This window comes from Pseudomonas sp. LBUM1678 (genome assembly GCF_059695575.1).
In genome coordinates this window covers 6,181,906-6,199,776 of sequence record NZ_CP166775.1, presented here as the reverse complement: position 1 = coordinate 6,199,776, position 17,871 = coordinate 6,181,906, and the positions used below count along the sequence as shown (strand labels likewise).

Annotated in this window: 14 protein-coding genes; 9 read left to right on the top strand and 5 right to left on the bottom strand. The window is 60.1% G+C overall.

Annotation, left to right across the window (positions count from 1 at the left end; all coding sequences use genetic code 11):
- Positions 1 to 23: 23 nt before the first annotated feature.
- From rsmA to ACA070_RS28280, 4 genes are read right to left on the bottom strand one after another with little or no spacing between them, the layout of a single operon-like run.
- The gene (gene rsmA, locus ACA070_RS28295) at positions 24 to 842 is read right to left on the bottom strand and encodes a 16S rRNA (adenine(1518)-N(6)/adenine(1519)-N(6))-dimethyltransferase RsmA (protein ID WP_497449184.1); all 819 of its coding nucleotides are present in this window, start codon (positions 840 to 842) and stop codon (positions 24 to 26) included.
- Positions 839 to 1,828, bottom strand: a complete 990-nt coding sequence (gene pdxA / locus ACA070_RS28290; RefSeq protein WP_497449183.1) for a 4-hydroxythreonine-4-phosphate dehydrogenase PdxA — start codon at positions 1,826 to 1,828, stop codon at positions 839 to 841. Before pdxA ends, rsmA begins: the two co-directional genes overlap by 4 nt.
- Positions 1,825 to 3,141 carry a peptidylprolyl isomerase SurA gene (surA, locus tag ACA070_RS28285; protein WP_497449182.1) on the bottom strand — a complete coding sequence of 439 codons (1,317 nt, stop codon included), beginning with the start codon at positions 3,139 to 3,141 and terminating at the stop codon, positions 1,825 to 1,827. The genes pdxA and surA overlap by 4 nt, the downstream gene beginning before the upstream one ends.
- Complete coding sequence (locus tag ACA070_RS28280; protein WP_497449181.1) at positions 3,122 to 5,920, bottom strand: LPS-assembly protein LptD; 2,799 nt, start codon at positions 5,918 to 5,920, stop codon at positions 3,122 to 3,124. The genes surA and ACA070_RS28280 overlap by 20 nt, the downstream gene beginning before the upstream one ends.
- A gap of 130 nt (positions 5,921 to 6,050) precedes the next feature.
- Between ACA070_RS28280 and ACA070_RS28275 the strand changes: the two genes are divergently transcribed.
- From ACA070_RS28275 to ACA070_RS28265, 3 genes are read left to right on the top strand one after another with little or no spacing between them, the layout of a single operon-like run.
- The gene (locus tag ACA070_RS28275; RefSeq protein WP_497449180.1) at positions 6,051 to 7,070 is read left to right on the top strand and encodes an aminoglycoside phosphotransferase family protein; all 1,020 of its coding nucleotides are present in this window, start codon (positions 6,051 to 6,053) and stop codon (positions 7,068 to 7,070) included.
- Positions 7,067 to 7,738: an N-acetylmuramate alpha-1-phosphate uridylyltransferase MurU gene (gene murU / locus ACA070_RS28270; RefSeq protein ID WP_497449179.1), complete on the top strand. Its 672-nt coding sequence runs from the start codon at positions 7,067 to 7,069 to the stop codon at positions 7,736 to 7,738. The genes ACA070_RS28275 and murU overlap by 4 nt, the downstream gene beginning before the upstream one ends.
- A gap of 1 nt (position 7,739) precedes the next feature.
- Positions 7,740 to 8,507: a TerB family tellurite resistance protein gene (locus tag ACA070_RS28265; RefSeq protein WP_497449178.1), complete on the top strand. Its 768-nt coding sequence runs from the start codon at positions 7,740 to 7,742 to the stop codon at positions 8,505 to 8,507.
- A 141-nt stretch (positions 8,508 to 8,648) separates the two neighbouring features.
- Here the strand turns inward: ACA070_RS28265 and ACA070_RS28260 are convergent, their stop codons facing one another.
- Positions 8,649 to 9,641, bottom strand: coding sequence for an alpha/beta hydrolase family protein (locus tag ACA070_RS28260; protein WP_497449177.1), 993 nt, complete (start codon positions 9,639 to 9,641; stop codon positions 8,649 to 8,651).
- A gap of 73 nt (positions 9,642 to 9,714) precedes the next feature.
- On the opposite strand from ACA070_RS28260, the gene ACA070_RS28255 reads away from it, so the two are divergent.
- From ACA070_RS28255 to ACA070_RS28230, 6 genes are all read left to right on the top strand, one after another.
- Positions 9,715 to 12,111 carry a PAS domain-containing sensor histidine kinase gene (locus ACA070_RS28255; RefSeq protein ID WP_497449176.1) on the top strand — a complete coding sequence of 799 codons (2,397 nt, stop codon included), beginning with the start codon at positions 9,715 to 9,717 and terminating at the stop codon, positions 12,109 to 12,111.
- A 139-nt stretch (positions 12,112 to 12,250) separates the two neighbouring features.
- On the top strand, positions 12,251 to 12,880 hold the full coding sequence (locus tag ACA070_RS28250) for a response regulator (RefSeq protein ID WP_003210977.1): 630 nt from the start codon (positions 12,251 to 12,253) through the stop codon (positions 12,878 to 12,880).
- A 342-nt stretch (positions 12,881 to 13,222) separates the two neighbouring features.
- Positions 13,223 to 14,347, top strand: coding sequence for an ABC transporter ATP-binding protein (locus ACA070_RS28245; protein WP_497449175.1), 1,125 nt, complete (start codon positions 13,223 to 13,225; stop codon positions 14,345 to 14,347).
- Between the two features lie 48 nt (positions 14,348 to 14,395).
- Positions 14,396 to 15,439 (top strand): ABC transporter substrate-binding protein, encoded by a 1,044-nt coding sequence (locus ACA070_RS28240; RefSeq protein ID WP_497449174.1) that lies wholly within the window; start codon positions 14,396 to 14,398, stop codon positions 15,437 to 15,439.
- A gap of 196 nt (positions 15,440 to 15,635) precedes the next feature.
- Positions 15,636 to 16,883, top strand: a complete 1,248-nt coding sequence (locus ACA070_RS28235; RefSeq protein WP_497449173.1) for an ABC transporter permease — start codon at positions 15,636 to 15,638, stop codon at positions 16,881 to 16,883.
- Positions 16,884 to 16,895: 12 nt separating this feature from the next.
- On the top strand, positions 16,896 to 17,720 hold the full coding sequence (locus ACA070_RS28230; RefSeq protein ID WP_497449172.1) for an ABC transporter permease: 825 nt from the start codon (positions 16,896 to 16,898) through the stop codon (positions 17,718 to 17,720).
- Positions 17,721 to 17,871 lie beyond the last annotated feature (151 nt).

The following is a 17,871-nucleotide window of genomic DNA, read 5'->3' as shown; positions in this document are numbered from 1 at the left end:
TACCCGATCACGCTCGTCGCCTGTCAGTCGACGGCGGGTGTGTGCGGGACTTGTTCGCTGAGCTTGTCGGCCAGGCGCACGAAAGCGGCGAGGTCGAGCTGCTCTGGACGAAGGCTGCCGTCGACACCGGCGGCGGTGATTTCGTCATTGCTCAGCAGCAATTTGAGGGTGTTGCGCAGGGTCTTGCGGCGCTGGTTGAAGGCTTCGCGCACGACGCGTTCCAGCAGCTTGTGATCCTTGGCCGGGTGCGGCAGCACCGCGTGTGGCACCAGGCGCACGATGGCCGAATCGACTTTCGGAGGCGGATTGAACGCGCCCGGGCCAACGTTGAACAGATGCTCAACCCGGCAGTGATACTGAACCATGATCGACAGGCGACCCCAGTCACCGCCGCCAGGACCTGCCGCCATGCGCTCGACGACTTCCTTTTGCAGCATGAAGTGCATGTCGCGTATCAGGCTGGCGTTATGCAGCAAGTGAAAGATCAGCGGCGTAGAGATGTTGTACGGCAGGTTGCCTACAACCCGAAGGCTGCCGGGTGCTGCGTTCAGGCTGTTGAAGTCGAACTTCAGCGCGTCACCCTGATGCAGGTTGAAGTTGCTCTTGCCGGCGAACTGCTGATTGAGGATCGGGATCAGGTCTTTGTCCAGCTCCACCACGTCCAGCTGCGCGCCGCTGCCCAGCAGGCCTTGGGTCAATGCACCCTGGCCCGGGCCGATTTCCAGCAGGCGGTCTTCGGGCTTGGCGTGGATGGAGCGCAGGATGCGGTCGATAACGCCCGCATCGTGCAGAAAGTTCTGGCCGAAGCGCTTGCGCGCCCGGTGTTGGTAATGCTCGGTCATAAACGGGTCTCGGCCATCTGGTAGGCGGTTTCCAGGGCGACTTGCAGGCTGCCGGTGTCGATTTTGCCGCTGCCGGCCAGATCCAGGGCAGTGCCATGGTCGACCGACGTGCGGATGATCGGCAAGCCCAGGGTCACGTTGACTGCCGCGCCGAAGCCTTTGTATTTCAGCACAGGCAGGCCCTGGTCGTGGTACATCGCCAGCACCGCGTCGCAGTGCTCCAGATATTTGGGGGTAAACAGAGTGTCGGCGGGCAGGGGGCCACGAAGGTCCATGCCCTCACCGCGCAGGCGCTCTAATGTAGGTTCGATGATGTCGATTTCTTCATGGCCCAGGTGTCCGCCTTCACCGGCATGCGGGTTGAGCCCGCAAACCAGAATCCGTGGCTGGGCGATGCCGAACTTTTGTTGCAGGTCTGCGTGCAGAATACGTGTGACCCGTTCCAGACGCTCCGGCGTGATCGCGTCGGCAATCTCCCGAAGGGGCAGGTGGGTGGTGACCAGCGCCACGCGCAAGCCGCGGGTGGCAAGCATCATCACCACTTGCGCGGTATGGGTCAGGTCAGCGAGAAATTCGGTGTGCCCGGAGAAGGCAATTCCGGATTCATTGATCACGCCCTTGTGCACGGGTGCGGTGATCATGCCGGCGAAATGCCCGTCGAGGCAGCCTTGGCCCGCACGGGTCAGGGTTTCCAGAACGAAAGCCGCATTGGCCTTGTCCAGTTGCCCGGCGGTGACCGGTGCATTCAGCGGGGTATCCCAGACATACAGACTGTTGGCGGGTGCTGGAACATCCGGCCAGCTGTCGGGTGCAACCGGGAGCAAATCGACGACCACGCCCAGCTGCGCGGCCCGCTCGAGGAGCAGGTCACGGCTGGTAATGGCAATCAGGGGGTGTGGCTGGGCTTGCGAGGCGAGCAGCAGGCACAGGTCAGGACCTATGCCGGCTGGTTCGCCGGGTGTCAGCGCGAAACGCTTGGGTTTCACTGCGCTGCCTGGTCTGCACCAGGGAGTTTGATCTCTACGTACGCTTCGTCACGGATCTGACGCAGCCAGGTTTGCAGCTCTTCGTCGTATTTGCGGTTACGCAGTACGGTCATTGCTTGCTGCTCACGGGCCTGGTTGGTGCTGTCGGTGGCGCGACGGCCAAGGACTTCCAGAACGTGCCAGCCGTATTGGGTCTGGAACGGCTTGGACAGCTGACCTTGCGGGGTCTTGGCCATCACTTCGCGGAATTCGGGCACCAATGCGTTCGGGTCGATCCAGTTCAGGTCGCCACCGTTGAGGGCGGAACCCGGATCTTCCGAGAAGCTTTTCGCCAGTTCGCTGAAATCTTCGCCCGCTTCGATTCGGGTGTAGAGGGATTCAGCCAGGGCTTTGGTTTTTGCTTCGTCACGGATCGGGCTAGGTTTGACCAGGATATGACGCACGTGCACTTCGTCACGGGTCTGGGTCTCACCGCCACGCTTGTCGAGGATCTTCAGGATAATGAAGCCGCCCGGCGTGCGCATTGGCTGGGTAATGTCGCCAACGGTCATGGTGCTCAGCATGCGATCGAACGGAGGTGGCAGTTGAGCGGCTTTACGCCAGCCCATGTCGCCACCTTCCAGTGCGGTTTCGCTGGCGGATTTGGCGATTGCCAACTGACCGAAGTCAGCGCCTTGCTTGAGTTGCTGGTAGACCGCGTCCGCTTGTTTGGCAGCATTCTGAATCGCATCGGAGTTGGCGCTTTCCGGCGTAGGAATCAGGATGTTGGCCAGACGGAATTCTTCAGACAGCTGCATCTTGCCGAGGTCGGAAGCGAGGAAGTTCTTCACTTCCTGCTCGGAAACCTGGATGCGCTCGGCCACACGACGCTGGCGCACACGGCTGATGATCATTTCGCGGCGGATCTGCTCCCGGGCGTCCTCGTAAGAGAGGCCGTCGCGGGTCAGCGCAGCACGGAATTGTTCAATCGACATGTTATTGCGCTGGGCAATGGTGCCGACAGCCTGGTTCAGTTCTTCATCGGTAATACGGATGCCGGAACGCTCGCCGATCTGCAGTTGCAGGTTTTCGACGATCAGGCGCTCAAGCACCTGCTGATCCAGCACGCCGGCCGGCGGCACTGCAGCGCCGCGTTTGGCGATGGTTTGCTGAACTTCATGAACACGCTGGTCCAGTTGGCTCTGCATGACCACGTCGTTGTCGACAATGGCCACCACTTTATCGATGGACTGTACCGCGGCGTTGGCCGCGGTACCCAGGAACAGCGCGCCCAGCACTAGCGGGCGCAAACAATCAGAAAGCTTGGTCTTCACGTTCACGATAACCTTGGATGCCTTTGTCGAGGAAGCTCTCTACTTTGGCGCCGGTGAGGCCGCCGAGACCCTTCAGAACGATTTGTAGGAAGATGCCATGGTCGCCTTTTTCGTTTTCCGGGGCGTTCTGACTGAATTCGTCATACGAAACCCAGTAACGGTTGATCAGGCGCAGTTTCCAGCAGCAGTTGTCGTACTCGAAACCACCGAAGGCTTCCAGGGTACGGTTGCGGTTGTAGTCGTACTGCCAGCGGCTGATAGCGTTCCATTGCGGCACGATCGGCCAGATTACCGAGAAGTCGTGCTGTTGGATTTTGTAGTAATCCTTCACATAGCCAGGCTGACCCGGGGTGCCGTAGTCACCACCGCCAACGGACCACTTGCCGGTGTTCTGGTCGTAACGAACCTGGTCATTGCGATAGCGATAGCCGGCGTTGATGACCTTGTTCGGGTTGTCTTCAGGCTGGTAGTGGAACATCGCGCTGCCCGAGCGAGGGCTGCGGCTGTCCGGATCCCAGTTGTAGTCGGCCGTGGTGCGCCAGTCGCGGTTCCAGCGATACTCGTATTCCAGCGCATACGGTGAAACGTTGGAATGCGCGTCGTCGCGGGTTTTTGCATCGATACCCGGCAACTGGACTTCGCGGTCCTTGAAGTACAAGGCCTGGCCGACGCTGATACGTTGACGCTCGAAACCGTTGTCTTCGATCCAGCGGTTGGTTATGCCCAGCGACAGTTTGTTCTCGTCGCCAACGCGGTCGGAGCCGGAGAAACGATTGTCACGGAACAGCGACGCGTAGTTGAAGGTGTTTTCGCCGGTGTCGAAAACAGGAATGTCTTCCTGATCCTTCTCTGGGACATAGAGGTAGTACAGGCGCGGCTCAAGGGTCTGGCGATAGTTCTTGCCGAACCATTGGGTGTTGCGATCGAAATACAGGCCGCTGTCGATGCTTGCGATCGGCACGCCACGGCTCTGGTTGGTGCCGAAGGTACCGTTGAGCTTGTCTTGTTCCGCATTCTGCGAAGCAATGTCGGCTTTACCCTTGCTGTCCAGATCCAGTTGGTACTGTGTGTACTGGTACTTCAAGGATGGCTTCAGGAAACCATAGCTGGCATTCATCGGATAGCTGACAACCGGGGCGACATTCAGGCGATCACCGTTTGCGCGGGCCAACCCGAAAACGTTTGTGTCCAAGCGTGGAGACACAGTGCCGTCTTCATCAGTGAAGGTGCCGTTTTTCAGGTCACGATCAAACCGCACGACTTCTGTTTCGTAGTCGAAATTCAACCCGCCTGGGTGAGTAGGCAGTTGGCCGTTGAAAGTAATCTGCGGCAAACGGTCATATGGCGTGATGTTGGAAACGGTCGCCAGCTGAAGAGCCTGAGCGTTCAGGCGAGCGGTATAGCTATCACCGCGGTACGTAACGGAACCCTGCTGGTTAACGTAGTCAGCGCTTTTCACGCCGATCTGGTCAGTCTGCAGATCCTGAAAGTAATACGGATCGCTGATCTTGGTGTAGTCGACTTGCGTCAGTACCCGCGAATCCAGACCACCCTTGTGCTGCCAGTTATACATGTAGCGGTTTTTCTGGTAGTCGGTCTGCCCGCTGCGTTCGGTGTCCTCGTCGTTGAGGTACGCAGCACCGAGCTGACCTTCGCTGGACTTGGTCAGGTAGCGGAATTCGCCTTCCATCAGCAAGCCATGCTTGCTCATGTAACGCGGATACAACGTGGCGTCGTAATTCGGCGCCAGGTTGAAGTAATACGGTGTGACCAGCATGAAGCCGGTATCGCTGCCGGTGCCGATAGTCGGCGGCAGGAAGCCGGACTGGCGACGGTCATCGATCGGGAAATAGATGTACGGCGTGTACAGGACAGGAATGTCCTTGACCCGCAGAGTCACGTTGGTTGCGGTACCGAAGCCGGTCGCCGGGTTCAAGGTGATGTTGTTGCCCTTGAGCTGCCAGGCGTTGCTGTTCGGTTCGCACGTGGTGTACGTACCATCCTTGAGGCGGATGATCGCGTTTTCGGCACGTTTGGCGTACAGCGCGTTACCGCGGATACGGGATTTGTGCATCACGTATTCGGCGTTATCGACCTTGGCTTCACCGGTATCGAGCTGCACGTCGGCGTGGTCGCCCACGATCAGCGCGCCGTTGTCGCGAATGCGCACGTTACCGCTCAGTTCACCACGGCTCTCGGCCTGGTAAAGATTCGCTTCGTCGGCTTCGACCTGCATGCTGCCCTGGCGCATGACCACGTCACCGGCCAGGGTCGCGACTTGCTCTTCCTGCTTATAGCGGGAGGCTTTCGCGCCGATAAAGGTCGGGGCGTCACTTTTATCCGTCTTGTCATTCATGCCAGGACGAATCGGTTCGATATAGGAACCAGAGCAGTAAGGACCGGTCTCGGCCAGTTGCGCCGCCGTGAGGTTCTCGCGCGGAACCCAGTCGAGGTGACTGTAGTCTGCACTACGCGACTTCAGGCCGCGGCCTTTGGACTCGGTAACCAGCACAGGCTTGGCGCCGGTGTCTTCGCTGGTGCCACTCTCGGTCGCAGGTTCGCCGGTGGCGGAAACTGCGCTGCCGTCATGGACGGGACGCGGTGGCAATGCCGCCGCTGGCGCTTTTGGCGCACAGTCCCAGGCACCCGAAGCAGAGACTGAGCAGTCATACTGTTCCGCGGCGACCACGAATGAAGTGGCTAGAGGTTGCAGGGCCAGCAGACTGCCGGTAACCAACAACGGAAATTTTTTACGAAACGCGGGGGATTTCAATGCCATCTTATTAGTCCGGGCTTCCTGCGTGCCATCTGCCCGCGGTGTGGGCCGCACGCCTCTCGATGGTCTGAAAAAGATGCTGGATAATAAAGCATGCCCCGCTTGACGGCTAGCGCCGTCGGAGACCCTTGCAATGCCTGACCAAGATGTACGTTTGCAACACCTGAAAGTTTGGCTCGATGAGCAGTTGGCAACCCTCTTTGCAGAACAAGGCTGGGGCGCCGTACCCCCGGCCACGTTGACTGCGGCCAGTAGTGACGCGAGTTTTCGGCGCTATTTCCGATGGGAAGGCGAGGGCCGTAGCTTCGTCGTGATGGACGCGCCACCGCCCCAGGAAAACTGCAAACCCTTCGTGGATATCGCTTTTTTGCTGGCGAAATCCGGAATAAATGTGCCGAAAATTTATGCCGAAGACCTCGAACGCGGTTTTCTTTTGCTCAATGACCTGGGCAACAAGACTTATCTGGACGTGATCGACAGCAAAAACGCCGACGATTTGTTCAAGGATGCCCTGCAAGCCTTGCTGGCTTTTCAGCAATTGCCGATGGTCGCGCCGTTGCCGAGTTATGACGTGGCATTGCTGCGTCGCGAGCTGGAACTGTTCCCTGAGTGGTACGTGAAACGCGAGCTGGGCATCGAGTTCGACTCGGCGCAGCAAATGCTCTGGCAGAACGTAACCGAGCTGCTGATCGACAGCGCCCTGGCCCAGCCAAAAGTGCTGGTGCATCGCGACTACATGCCACGCAACCTGATGCTCAGCGAGCCGAATCCAGGCGTGCTGGATTTCCAGGACGCGGTCTATGGCCCGGTGACCTATGACGTGACCTGTCTGTTCAAGGACGCCTTCCTCAGTTGGCCCGAGGAGCGTGTGCGCGCCTGGCTGGAAGATTACTGGCAGCAAGCGGGTGCGCTCGGTATTCCGGTACAACCTGATATTGAAGATTTTCTGCGGGCCAGCGACCTGATGGGCGTGCAGCGTCATCTGAAAGTGATCGGCATTTTCGCCCGTATCTGCCATCGCGACGGCAAACCGCGTTATCTGGCCGATGTGCCGCGTTTCTTCGCTTATATAGAAGCGGTGGTCGCCCGCCGTCCTGAACTGGCCGAGCTGGATGTGTTGCTGCTGAGTCTGCGTGCTGGAGCCAATGCATGAAGGCGATGATTCTGGCCGCGGGCAAAGGCGAGCGCATGCGCCCGCTGACCCTGACCACTCCAAAACCGCTGGTCCGTGCCGGCGGCGTGCCTCTGATCGAGTACCACTTGAAAGCCCTGGCGATCGCCGGGTTTACCGAGATCGTGATCAATCACGCCTGGCTCGGTCAGCAGATCGAAAGTTACCTGGGTGACGGTTCGCAATACGGCCTGCGTATTCAGTACTCACCAGAAGGTGAGCCACTGGAAACCGGTGGCGGGATCTTCCGTGCGTTGCCGTTGCTGGGCGATGAGGCTTTCCTGGTGGTCAATGGTGACATCTGGACTGACTACGACTTCAGCGTGCTGCATCAACCCATTGCCGGGTTGGCGCATCTGGTGCTGGCGGCCAACCCGGCCCATCACCCGACCGGCGATTTCACGCTTGTCGACGGGCAAGTGCGCGATGGTCAGCCGGACACCGACACCTTGACCTACAGCGGCATTGCCGTGCTGCATCCGCAATTGTTCGACGGTTGCTCCGCGGGTGCCTTCAAACTGGCACCGTTGCTGCGCAAAGCCATGACCGATGGACAGGTCACCGGCGAACGTCTGAACGGGCACTGGGTGGATGTCGGTACGCACGAACGCCTGGCTGAAGTTGAAACTCTGATAGAAGCGAGACGCTGACATGCTGTGGCCAGGGACTCTGATTGGAGCCGGAGCGGGCTTTGCCATAGCCAGCATTCCGGGGGCCATGCTCGGCGCCTTGTTGGGACAGGCGCTGGATCGGCGTTTGCACCTGCAAAGCTGGGGGCATTTGCGTGAAAAGCTCGGCGGTCGTCCGATGCTGCGCAACGATGAACTGTTGTTCGTGTTGCTGGGACGGCTGGCCAAGAGCGATGGGCGAGTGGGGGAGGGGCATATCCAGCAGGCGCGTCAGGAAATGCACGCGCTGGAAATGACCGAGCCGGCAAAGCGTCGGGCGATTGCTGCATTCAATCGCGGCAAGTCAGGCAACGACCGGCTGCGCGGCTATCTGCGACGCCTGAGCGCTCAGCCACATGCAGCGGAAGGCGTGCTGCGCGCCTGTTGGCGAATGGTCTGGGCCGATGGCCGCGCGGGCAATGCCGAGCGTGAACTGATCGCGCAATGGGGCAAGTGGCTGGGTTGGACGCGACATCAGCTACAGGCGCTGGCGGCGGACTATGAGCCGCATCTGCGGCCGCCAGTCAGCAGTGCTTTGACTTATCAGGAGGCCTTGCGGCTTTTGGGGGTGTCGGCGACCAGCGAACCGGCGCAGATCAAGCGTGCTTACCGGCGCCTGCTCAGTCGCCATCACCCGGACAAGATTGCCGGCAGCGGAGCGACGGCGTTGCAGGTGCGTGAGGCGACTGACAAGACTCGTGAACTGCATACGGCTTACACGTTGATTCGTGAGCGGCGGGATTTTCGGTAGCAGGCAGTCATGTGTTGTCTGTAAGGCCGCCATCGCGAGCAGGCTCGCTCCCACAGTTGATCTCGGTCGAACACAAATTTTGTGTTCACTGGAAATCTACTGTGGGAGCGAGCCTGCTCGCGATGGGGGCGACGCGGTCTGTCAGTCCGCCGCATTCTGCGGATTCAACCACCCGCGCACCCGACGCACCAACTGCTCTTGCTCAGCCTTGGCATCACCGGGCAACGCCTTGAGCGATACCTGGCTGAACGCCGAAGTCTTCAACCGCTTGCTGGCCTGCATCCGTTCCAACGCTGCGTTGCGATCCAGCGGCTTATCCATATAGTAAATATCGACGGTCGGCAGCTTCAACGTTGGCGTCAATTGCGCCAGCTCGGGTTTCGCCGCAGCGGGTGTCTGCACCGCCACCATCACAAAACTCTCCACTTGCGATGGCTGCTTTTCGCTCAGATAACGCGCCGCCCAGTAAGCGCCGGTGCCATGCCCCAGCACGACGATGCTGCGAGCGCTTTGCTGTTCGGCATAGGCGATGGCCGCATCGATGCGAGCAAAGATGCGTTCGGCGTCGGCCTTTGATTGCTCCTCGGTGGTTTCGGCGATGGCCTTGTCGGCAACTTCCGCTTCACCACCCGCTGCTTGCTCGATGGGTGCTGCTGTGGTCGAGTCCTTGCTGCCGGTTTCCGGCGCCTTGAGCGTTGCCGGCATTTCCATGACGCGGGGCGCAATGGCATCGCTTTGCAGGTCGGGCAAGGTGATACTCAGGCTGCTCCACTTCGCGTCGGGCAATTTGTTACGCAACGGGCCGATTGCTTGCGGCCAGTCAACGGTTTCACCGGCGCCCGGGATGATAATCACCGCGCCTTTGGGCTCGGCGGTATTGGCCGGTTTCCACAACGCAAGAAAGGTGTCGGCACCGGCTTGCAGTTGTTGCTGCTCCTGCGCCGGGATTTTTCGCTCAAGTGCTGTCGCTTCTTCCTGACTACGCTCAAGCAGCGGCTGGCGTTCGACCGGTTTTTCTTCTGCGGGCTTTTCCGCAGCGGTAGGTGCCGGGTCGGCCGCCTCGACGGAAAAGGCGCAAGGCAGGATCAGCGACAGGCACAATGCTGGCAGTGCCAGGCGGTAGACAGGGGGCATCGGATATTCCAGGCCAGAAGTTATTCCGGCAGCCTAATGGGTTGGTCAGTATTTGTCAGTGTGTGAGACTTCGATGATGCGTTTTCGCTGCCTGTGGGTTATCGGCTGTTTGTGGTTTCCCTTGATGAGTTGGGCGGCGTCCGCGCCACCGGCACACGTCGCACCCTTGTCGCCCAAGCAACAACAGTGGCTGGCAGCGCATGGTGAATTGCGCGTGGGGCTGGTATTGCAGGCGCCTTTCGCGCAATACGATCGCCGCTTGCAGCGCCTGTCGGGGGTCAACGTCGAGTTGATGAAATGGCTGGCCAAGGCCCTCAAGGTCGAGCTGAGCTGGCGTAATTTCCCTGACCTTGCGCAACTGGAAGCCGCCGCGCGCAAGGGTGAAATCGACATCGCCCCCGGGCTGACCCAAACCCCCGCCGGCCTGCGGCTCTGGCAATTCTCCGACCCCTACATGCGGGTGCCGCAACTGGTGGTCAGCGACCAGAAAAGCACCGGTGCCGTGGAGCTGGAAAAACTCGACAGCCAAACCCGCGTCGCTGTGCGCATGCCCAGTGCGACGGCCGATTATCTGCGCGGCAACTATCCCCATCTGAACCTGCAAGGCGTACCGATCGAGCGTCAGGCTTTGCAGCTGTTGCTGAGCCAGCAGGCCGGTTACGCCGTGGTCGATGAAGCGCAGTTGGGACGTTTATCCGTCGAGCCTGAGTTCGCCGGGCTGGTCGTGGTTGGCGACATCGGCCTGCCGCAATTGCTGCGAGTGGCCACACGGCGGGACCAGCCGGAACTGGCCGGCATCGTCGAAAGCGCGTTGCGGGCAATCCCGGCCAAGGATCTGGAACATCTACACAACCAATGGCTGCAACCCAAGTACCCGCGGCTGACCGAGTCCCCGGGCTTCTGGCAAAACCTCTGCCTGCTGATGGCGGTGTTGATGCTCAGCAGCATGGCGATCGTGTTTTGGCAACGCCGCCAGCAGCACAGTCTGGAGCAACGGTTATTGGCGGCGCGCGAGGACATTGCCCTGCGCGAGGCCAGTGAAGAGGCGCTGCGCCTGACGCAATTTTCCATCGATCAGAGCACCGTCGGCATCCTCTGGGTCAACTGGGACAGCCACGTGCGCTACGCCAACCGCGCGGCTGAAACCATGCTTGGTTATCCGGCCGGTGGAATCATGGATCGGCCGTTGATCGACTTCGAACCGGGCCTGCACATGGACCGCTGGCTGAACCTGTGGAAGCGTGCCCGGGCCAGCGAAGAAGGGCCGCAAAGTTTCGAAACCAACTGTGTACGAGCGGATGGCAGCATCCTGCCGACTGATGTTTCGTTGAGTTTTCTGCGCTTTCGCGATGGCGAATACCTGGTGGTCTACCTCAATGACGTTACCGAGCGTCGTCGCGCCCTGGCCGCGTTGCAGGAAAGCGAAGCGCGGTTGCAGGGGATTGCCGCCAATGTCCCGGGATTGGTCTTTCGCCTGGAGCGGGCACCGGTGACAGGGCAGATCGACTTTGCCTACATCAGTGAAGGCAGCGAGAGTCTGGTGGGCTACTCGCCGGCGACCCTGGCCCATCGCGACAAAGGCCTGCGCAGCCTGGTGCATCCGGACGACAAGGCCAGCTATCACCAGACTCAGGACCATGCGCTGGATACAGACAGTGACTGGTCGTGGCAGGGGCGGATTCTCACGCGTTCGGGTGAGCAACGCTGGGCCGAGATCAAGGCCATCACCCGGCGGCTCGAAGACGGCGCGTATGTCTGGGACGGGATTGTCTGGGACATCAGCGAGAGCAAGCGCATCGAACTGGAACTGGCCAGTTCCCGCGAGCAACTGCGAGAGTTGTCCGCTCACCTGGAGAGCGTGCGTGAAGAGGAAAAAGCGCGCATCGCCCGGGAAGTTCACGACGAGTTGGGCCAGATGTTGACCGTGCTCAAGCTGGAAACCTCCATGTGCGAATTGGCCTACGCCCAGCTCGACCCTGGTCTGAATGAACGCTTGAACAGCATGAAACGCCTGATTGCGCAGCTGTTTCAGTTGGTGCGCGATGTGGCAACCGCGTTGCGACCGCCGATTCTCGATGCCGGGATCGCGTCCGCCATCGAGTGGCAGGCCCGGCGCTTCGAGGCGCGCACGCAAATTCCGTGTCTGGTGCAGGTGCCGGAGAATCTGCCCGTGCTCAGTGATGCCAAGGCCATTGGGCTGTTCCGTATCCTTCAAGAAGCCCTGACCAATGTCATGCGGCATGCCCAGGCGCATACTGTCGAACTGACATTGGCGCTGGAAGGCGACGAGTTGTGTCTGACGGTCAGCGATGATGGCGTAGGATTTGTCCCCGCCACGGGTCGGCCGACGTCGTTTGGCGTGGTGGGCATGCGTGAGCGGGTGTTGATCATGGGCGGGCAGTTGTTGCTTGAGAGTGAGCCGGGGGAGGGCACGACGTTGAGTGTGCGGGTGCCGGTGAGTGAAGCCTGAAACATGTGTGTTGTCTGTACTGACGCCATCGCGAGCAGGCTCGCTCCCACAGGGAATTTGTGATCGCCACAGATCCAATGTGGGAGCGAGCCTGCTCGCGATTGATCTTGGCTTTGACATAAGAAGAATGGAGAAGAACGTGATCCGTGTACTGGTAGCTGAAGACCACACCATCGTCCGTGAAGGCATCAAGCAATTGATTGGCCTGGCCAAGGACTTGCTGGTGGTGGGGGAGGCGAGCAATGGCGAGCAGTTGCTCGAGACCCTGCGGCATGTGCCCTGCGAAGTGGTGTTGCTGGACATTTCCATGCCGGGCGTCAATGGCCTGGAAGCGATCCCGCGGATTCGCGCGCTGAACAATCCGCCGGCCATCCTGGTGTTGTCGATGCACGACGAAGCGCAAATGGCCGCCCGGGCGCTGAAGGTCGGTGCTGCAGGTTACGCGACCAAGGACAGTGATCCGGCGCTGCTGCTAACGGCGATCCGCAAGGTCGCGGCGGGCGGTCGTTACATTGACCCGGACCTGGCTGACCGCATGGTGTTCGAAGTCGGCCTGACCGATTCGCGGCCGTTGCACTCATTGCTTTCGGAGCGTGAATTCTCGGTGTTCGAGCGCCTGGCCCAGGGCGCCAACGTCAACGACATCGCCCAGCAACTCGCCTTGAGCAGCAAAACCATCAGCACCCACAAGGCGCGGCTGATGCAGAAACTCAACATCACCTCCCTGGCGGAACTGGTGAAGTACGCCATGGAACACAAGCTCCTCTAAGACTCACCGCGAAACCTGTAGGAGCGAGCGGTGCGGCGATCCGACTTGCCCGCGAAGCTTTTAGTGCCAGTGAGATCGCCTTCGCGGGCAAGCCTCGCTCCTACGGGAATCTCGTCGTCATATCCATTTGCGACATTTCTCCAACATCGCTTTTGCCCGGTTTCGCGGGTCGCAGCTTGAAACTCGCCACTGCCCCTATCCATCCCCGCCATCCTTGTAGGGCAATCCCTACCCCCAACCTTCCATCCCGCTGAGGCGATTCTCTCCTGCGCCCCGATTTGCGTGGTCAGCAGCGTCCACTAGGCTTAGTCCACAGCAGTCATCAACAAAAAAGGTGTGGGTATGAGCCAGGTCGATTCAAACGCAGGGGCCAGCGATATTCTGGTCAGCTTTCGTGGAGTGCAAAAAAGCTACGACGGCGAGAACCTGATCGTCAAAGACCTCAACCTGGAGATTCGCAAAGGCGAATTCCTCACCTTGCTCGGGCCGTCCGGCTCCGGCAAGACCACCAGCCTGATGATGCTCGCCGGTTTCGAAACGCCGACCGCCGGCGAAATCCAGCTGGCCGGGCGCTCTATCAACAACGTGCCGCCGCACAAGCGCGACATCGGCATGGTGTTTCAGAACTATGCGTTGTTCCCGCACATGACCGTCGCAGAGAACCTGGCGTTTCCGCTGACCGTGCGCGGTTTGAACAAGAGCGACGTCAGCGACAAGGTCAAAAAAGTCCTGAGCATGGTCCAGCTGGACGCCTTCGCCCAGCGCTATCCGGCGCAACTGTCCGGCGGTCAGCAACAGCGTGTGGCCCTGGCCCGTGCGCTGGTGTTCGAACCGCAGCTGGTGCTGATGGACGAACCCCTTGGTGCACTGGACAAACAACTGCGCGAACACATGCAGATGGAAATCAAACACCTGCACCAGCGCCTCGGCGTGACCGTGGTCTACGTGACCCACGACCAGGGTGAAGCCCTGACCATGTCCGACCGTGTGGCGGTGTTCCACCAGGGCGAGATCCAGCAGATCGCTGCGCCGCGCACCCTCTATGAAGAGCCGAAAAACACCTTCGTCGCCAATTTCATCGGCGAGAACAACCGCCTCAATGGCCGCTTGCACAGTCAGACCGGCGACCGTTGCATCGTCGAACTCGGCCGCGGTGAAAAGGTTGAAGCCCTGGCGGTCAATGTCGGCAAGACCGGCGAACCCGTCACGCTGTCGATTCGCCCGGAACGCGTGAGCCTCAATGGTTCAAGTGAGTCCTGCGTCAACCGCTTCTCAGGGCGGGTGGCGGAATTCATCTATCTGGGCGACCACGTCCGGGTTCGCCTGGAAGTCTGTGGCAAGACCGACTTCTTCGTGAAGCAACCGATTGCCGAGCTCGATCCCGGGCTCGCCGTCGGCGATGTGGTACCGCTTGGCTGGCAGGTCGAACACGTTCGCGCGCTCGACCCACTTCTAGAGGCGCATTGATCGCCCCGGCTTCAACAACACCAACCCTGCACGTGGAGAGAACAATAAATGTTGAGATCCCTGAAATTCAGCGCCCTGGTCATGGGCATGATCGGTGCGGCACACGCGATGGCGGCGGGCCCGGATTTGACCGTGGTGTCCTTTGGCGGGGCGAACAAGGCGGCGCAGGTCAAAGCCTTCTACGCACCGTGGGAAGCGGCAGGCAACGGCAAGATCGTGGCGGGCGAATACAACGGTGAGATGGCCAAGGTCAAGGCCATGGTCGACACCAAGAGCGTGTCCTGGGACCTGGTGGAAGTTGAATCCCCGGAACTGTCTCGCGGTTGCGATGAAGACATGTTCGAGCAACTCGATCCTGCGCTGTTCGGCAAATCCGAAGATTACGTCAAAGGCGCGATCCAGCCCTGCGGCGTAGGTTTCTTCGTGTGGTCGACCGTGTTGGCTTACAACGCCGACAAGCTGGCCTCCGCACCGACCAGTTGGGTGGATTTCTGGGACACCAAGAAATTCCCGGGCAAGCGCGGCCTGCGTAAAGGCGCCAAGTACACCCTGGAATTCGCACTGATGGCCGACGGCGTTGCGCCGAAAGACGTCTACAAAGTGCTGGCCGGCAAGGACGGTCAGGACCGTGCGTTCAAGAAGCTTGATGAGCTCAAACCAAGCATTCAGTGGTGGGAAGCCGGCGCCCAACCGCCGCAATACCTCGCTTCCGGTGACGTGGTCATGAGCTCGGCCTACAACGGCCGGATCGCCGCCGTGCAGAAAGAAAGCAACCTGAAAGTCGTGTGGAACGGCGGCATCTACGACTTCGACGCATGGGCTATTCCAAAAGGTCTGGACGCCAAGCGCGCCGAAGCGGCGAAGAAATTCATCGCGTTCTCGGTGGCTCCGCAGCAGCAGAAGACCTACTCGGAAAACATCGCTTACGGCCCGGCCAACATTCAGGCCGTACCGTTGCTGTCCAAGGATGTCCTGAAAGACATGCCGACCACCCCGGAAAACATCGCCAACCAGGTGCAGATCGACGTCAGCTTCTGGGCTGACAACGGCGAGCAACTGGAGCAGCGCTTCAATTCCTGGGCTGCGAAGTAACCAGAGGGCTCGCCCTCCCGTGAGGGCGAGCTTTTGTGGCGAGGGAGCTTGCTCCCGCTTGAGTGCGCAGCACTCACAAAATTGGACGTTGTTAACAGAATTTTGGGGCCGCTTCGCAGCCCAGCGCGAGCAAGCTCGCTCGCCACAAAAGTTCGCTCCCACTTTAATGATCGTTTAAAGATTTCCGGAGTACGCCATGGCCACCGCCATTCCCCTGAACGCGGGCACTGACCCCACCTTGAAGCAGCGGCTCAAGCACGCCGAGCGGATCAACCGCTGGAAGGCTCAGGCCTTGATCGCGCCCCTGGTGCTGTTTCTGTTGCTGGTGTTCCTGGTGCCGATCGTGGCGCTGCTCTACAAAAGCGTCGGTAACCCGGAAGTAGTCGGCGGCATGCCGCGCACCGTGGCGGCCATCGCCAGTTGGGACGGCCGAGGCCTACCCGCAGAACCGGTTTACAAGGCGGCCAGCGAAGACCTCGCTGAAGCCCGCAAGAATCAGACCCTGGGCGATCTGTCCAAGCGCTTGAACATGGAGTTGGCCGGCTACCGCAGCCTGCTGACCAAAACCGCCCGCGCCTTGCCGTTCGCCACTGAACCGGCCTCCTATAAAGCAGCGCTGGAAGGTCTCGACGAGCGCTGGGGCGACCCGGCCTACTGGCAAGCCGTGCGCCGCAACACCAGTAGCATCACGCCGTATTACTTGCTGGCGGCGGTCGATCACCGCATCGACGACCTCGGCGAAGTCGCTCCGGCCACGCCCGATCAGGCGATCTACCTCGACATCTTCGCCCGCACGTTCTGGATGGGCCTGATCATCACCGTGATCTGCCTGTTGCTGGCGTATCCGTTGGCTTACTTGCTGGCGAACCTGCCGTCACGCCAAAGCAACCTGCTGATGATTCTGGTGCTGCTGCCGTTCTGGACGTCGATCCTGGTGCGGGTTGCCGCGTGGATCGTGTTGCTGCAGTCGGGCGGGCTTATAAACAGTGGCCTCATGGCGATGGGCATCATCGATAAACCGCTGGAGCTGGTGTTCAACCGCACCGGGGTTTACATCTCCATGGTGCACATCCTGCTGCCGTTCATGATTCTGCCGATCTACAGCGTGATGAAAGGCATTTCGCCAACCTACATGCGCGCCGCGATTTCCCTCGGCTGTCACCCGTTCGCCAGTTTCTGGCGGGTGTACTTCCCGCAGACCTATGCCGGTGTCGGCGCCGGTTGCCTGTTGGTGTTCATCCTCGCCATCGGCTACTACATCACCCCGGCGTTGCTGGGCAGCCCGAACGATCAGATGGTCAGCTACTTCGTCGCCTTCTACACCAACACCAGCATCAACTGGGGCATGGCGACCGCGCTCGGTGGACTGCTGCTGTTGGCGACCGTGGTGCTTTATCTGATTTACAGCTGGCTGGTGGGCGCCAGTCGCCTGCGCCTGAGCTAAGGGGAGAATGAAATGCTGAGTCCTTATATGTCGCCCGTCGAACGGGTGTGGTTCTACAGCTTGCGGATTCTCTGCGGCCTGATTCTGTTGTTCCTGATTCTGCCGGTGCTGGTGATCATTCCGCTGTCGTTCAACTCGGGCAGTTTCCTGGTGTACCCGCTGCAGGGCTTCTCGTTGCAGTGGTACCACGACTTTTTCGCCTCGGCGGAATGGATGCGCGCGTTGAGGAACAGCGTCATTGTTGCTCCGGCGGCGACTGTTTTGGCGATGATCTTCGGTACGCTGGCGGCAATCGGCCTGACGCGGGGCGACTTCCCCGGCAAGGCTCTGGTGATGGCCCTGGTGATTTCGCCGATGGTGGTGCCAGTGGTGATCATCGGTGTGGCGAGTTATCTGTTCTTTGCGCCGCTGGGCCTGGGCAACAGCTTCTTCTCGCTGATCGTGGTGCATGCGGTGTTGGGCGTACCGTTTGTGATCATTACCGTATCGGCCACCTTGCAGGGGTTTAACCACAACCTGGTACGTGCCGCTGCCAGTCTGGGGGCTTCGCCGCTGACGGCGTTCCGTCGGGTGACGTTGCCGCTGATTGCGCCGGGTGTGATCTCGGGGGCGCTGTTTGCCTTCGCGACGTCGTTCGATGAAGTGGTGGTGACGCTGTTCCTTGCCGGTCCCGAGCAAGCGACCTTGCCACGGCAGATGTTCAGCGGTATCCGCGAAAACCTCAGCCCGACGATTGCTGCCGCTGCGACGCTGCTGATTGCTTTCTCGGTGATCCTGTTGCTGACCCTGGAATGGTTGCGTGGCCGCAGCGAAAAACTGCGTACCGCCCAAGTCTAAAGGTACACACCGTCAAACTGTGGGAGCGGGCTTGCTCGCGAAAGCGGTCTTTCAGTCACATAGATGTTGGATGTGCTGACGCTTTCGCGAGCAAGCCCGCTCCCACAGTTGATTTGTTTCGACTCCGTCATGGATATGAGGTCATTCATGA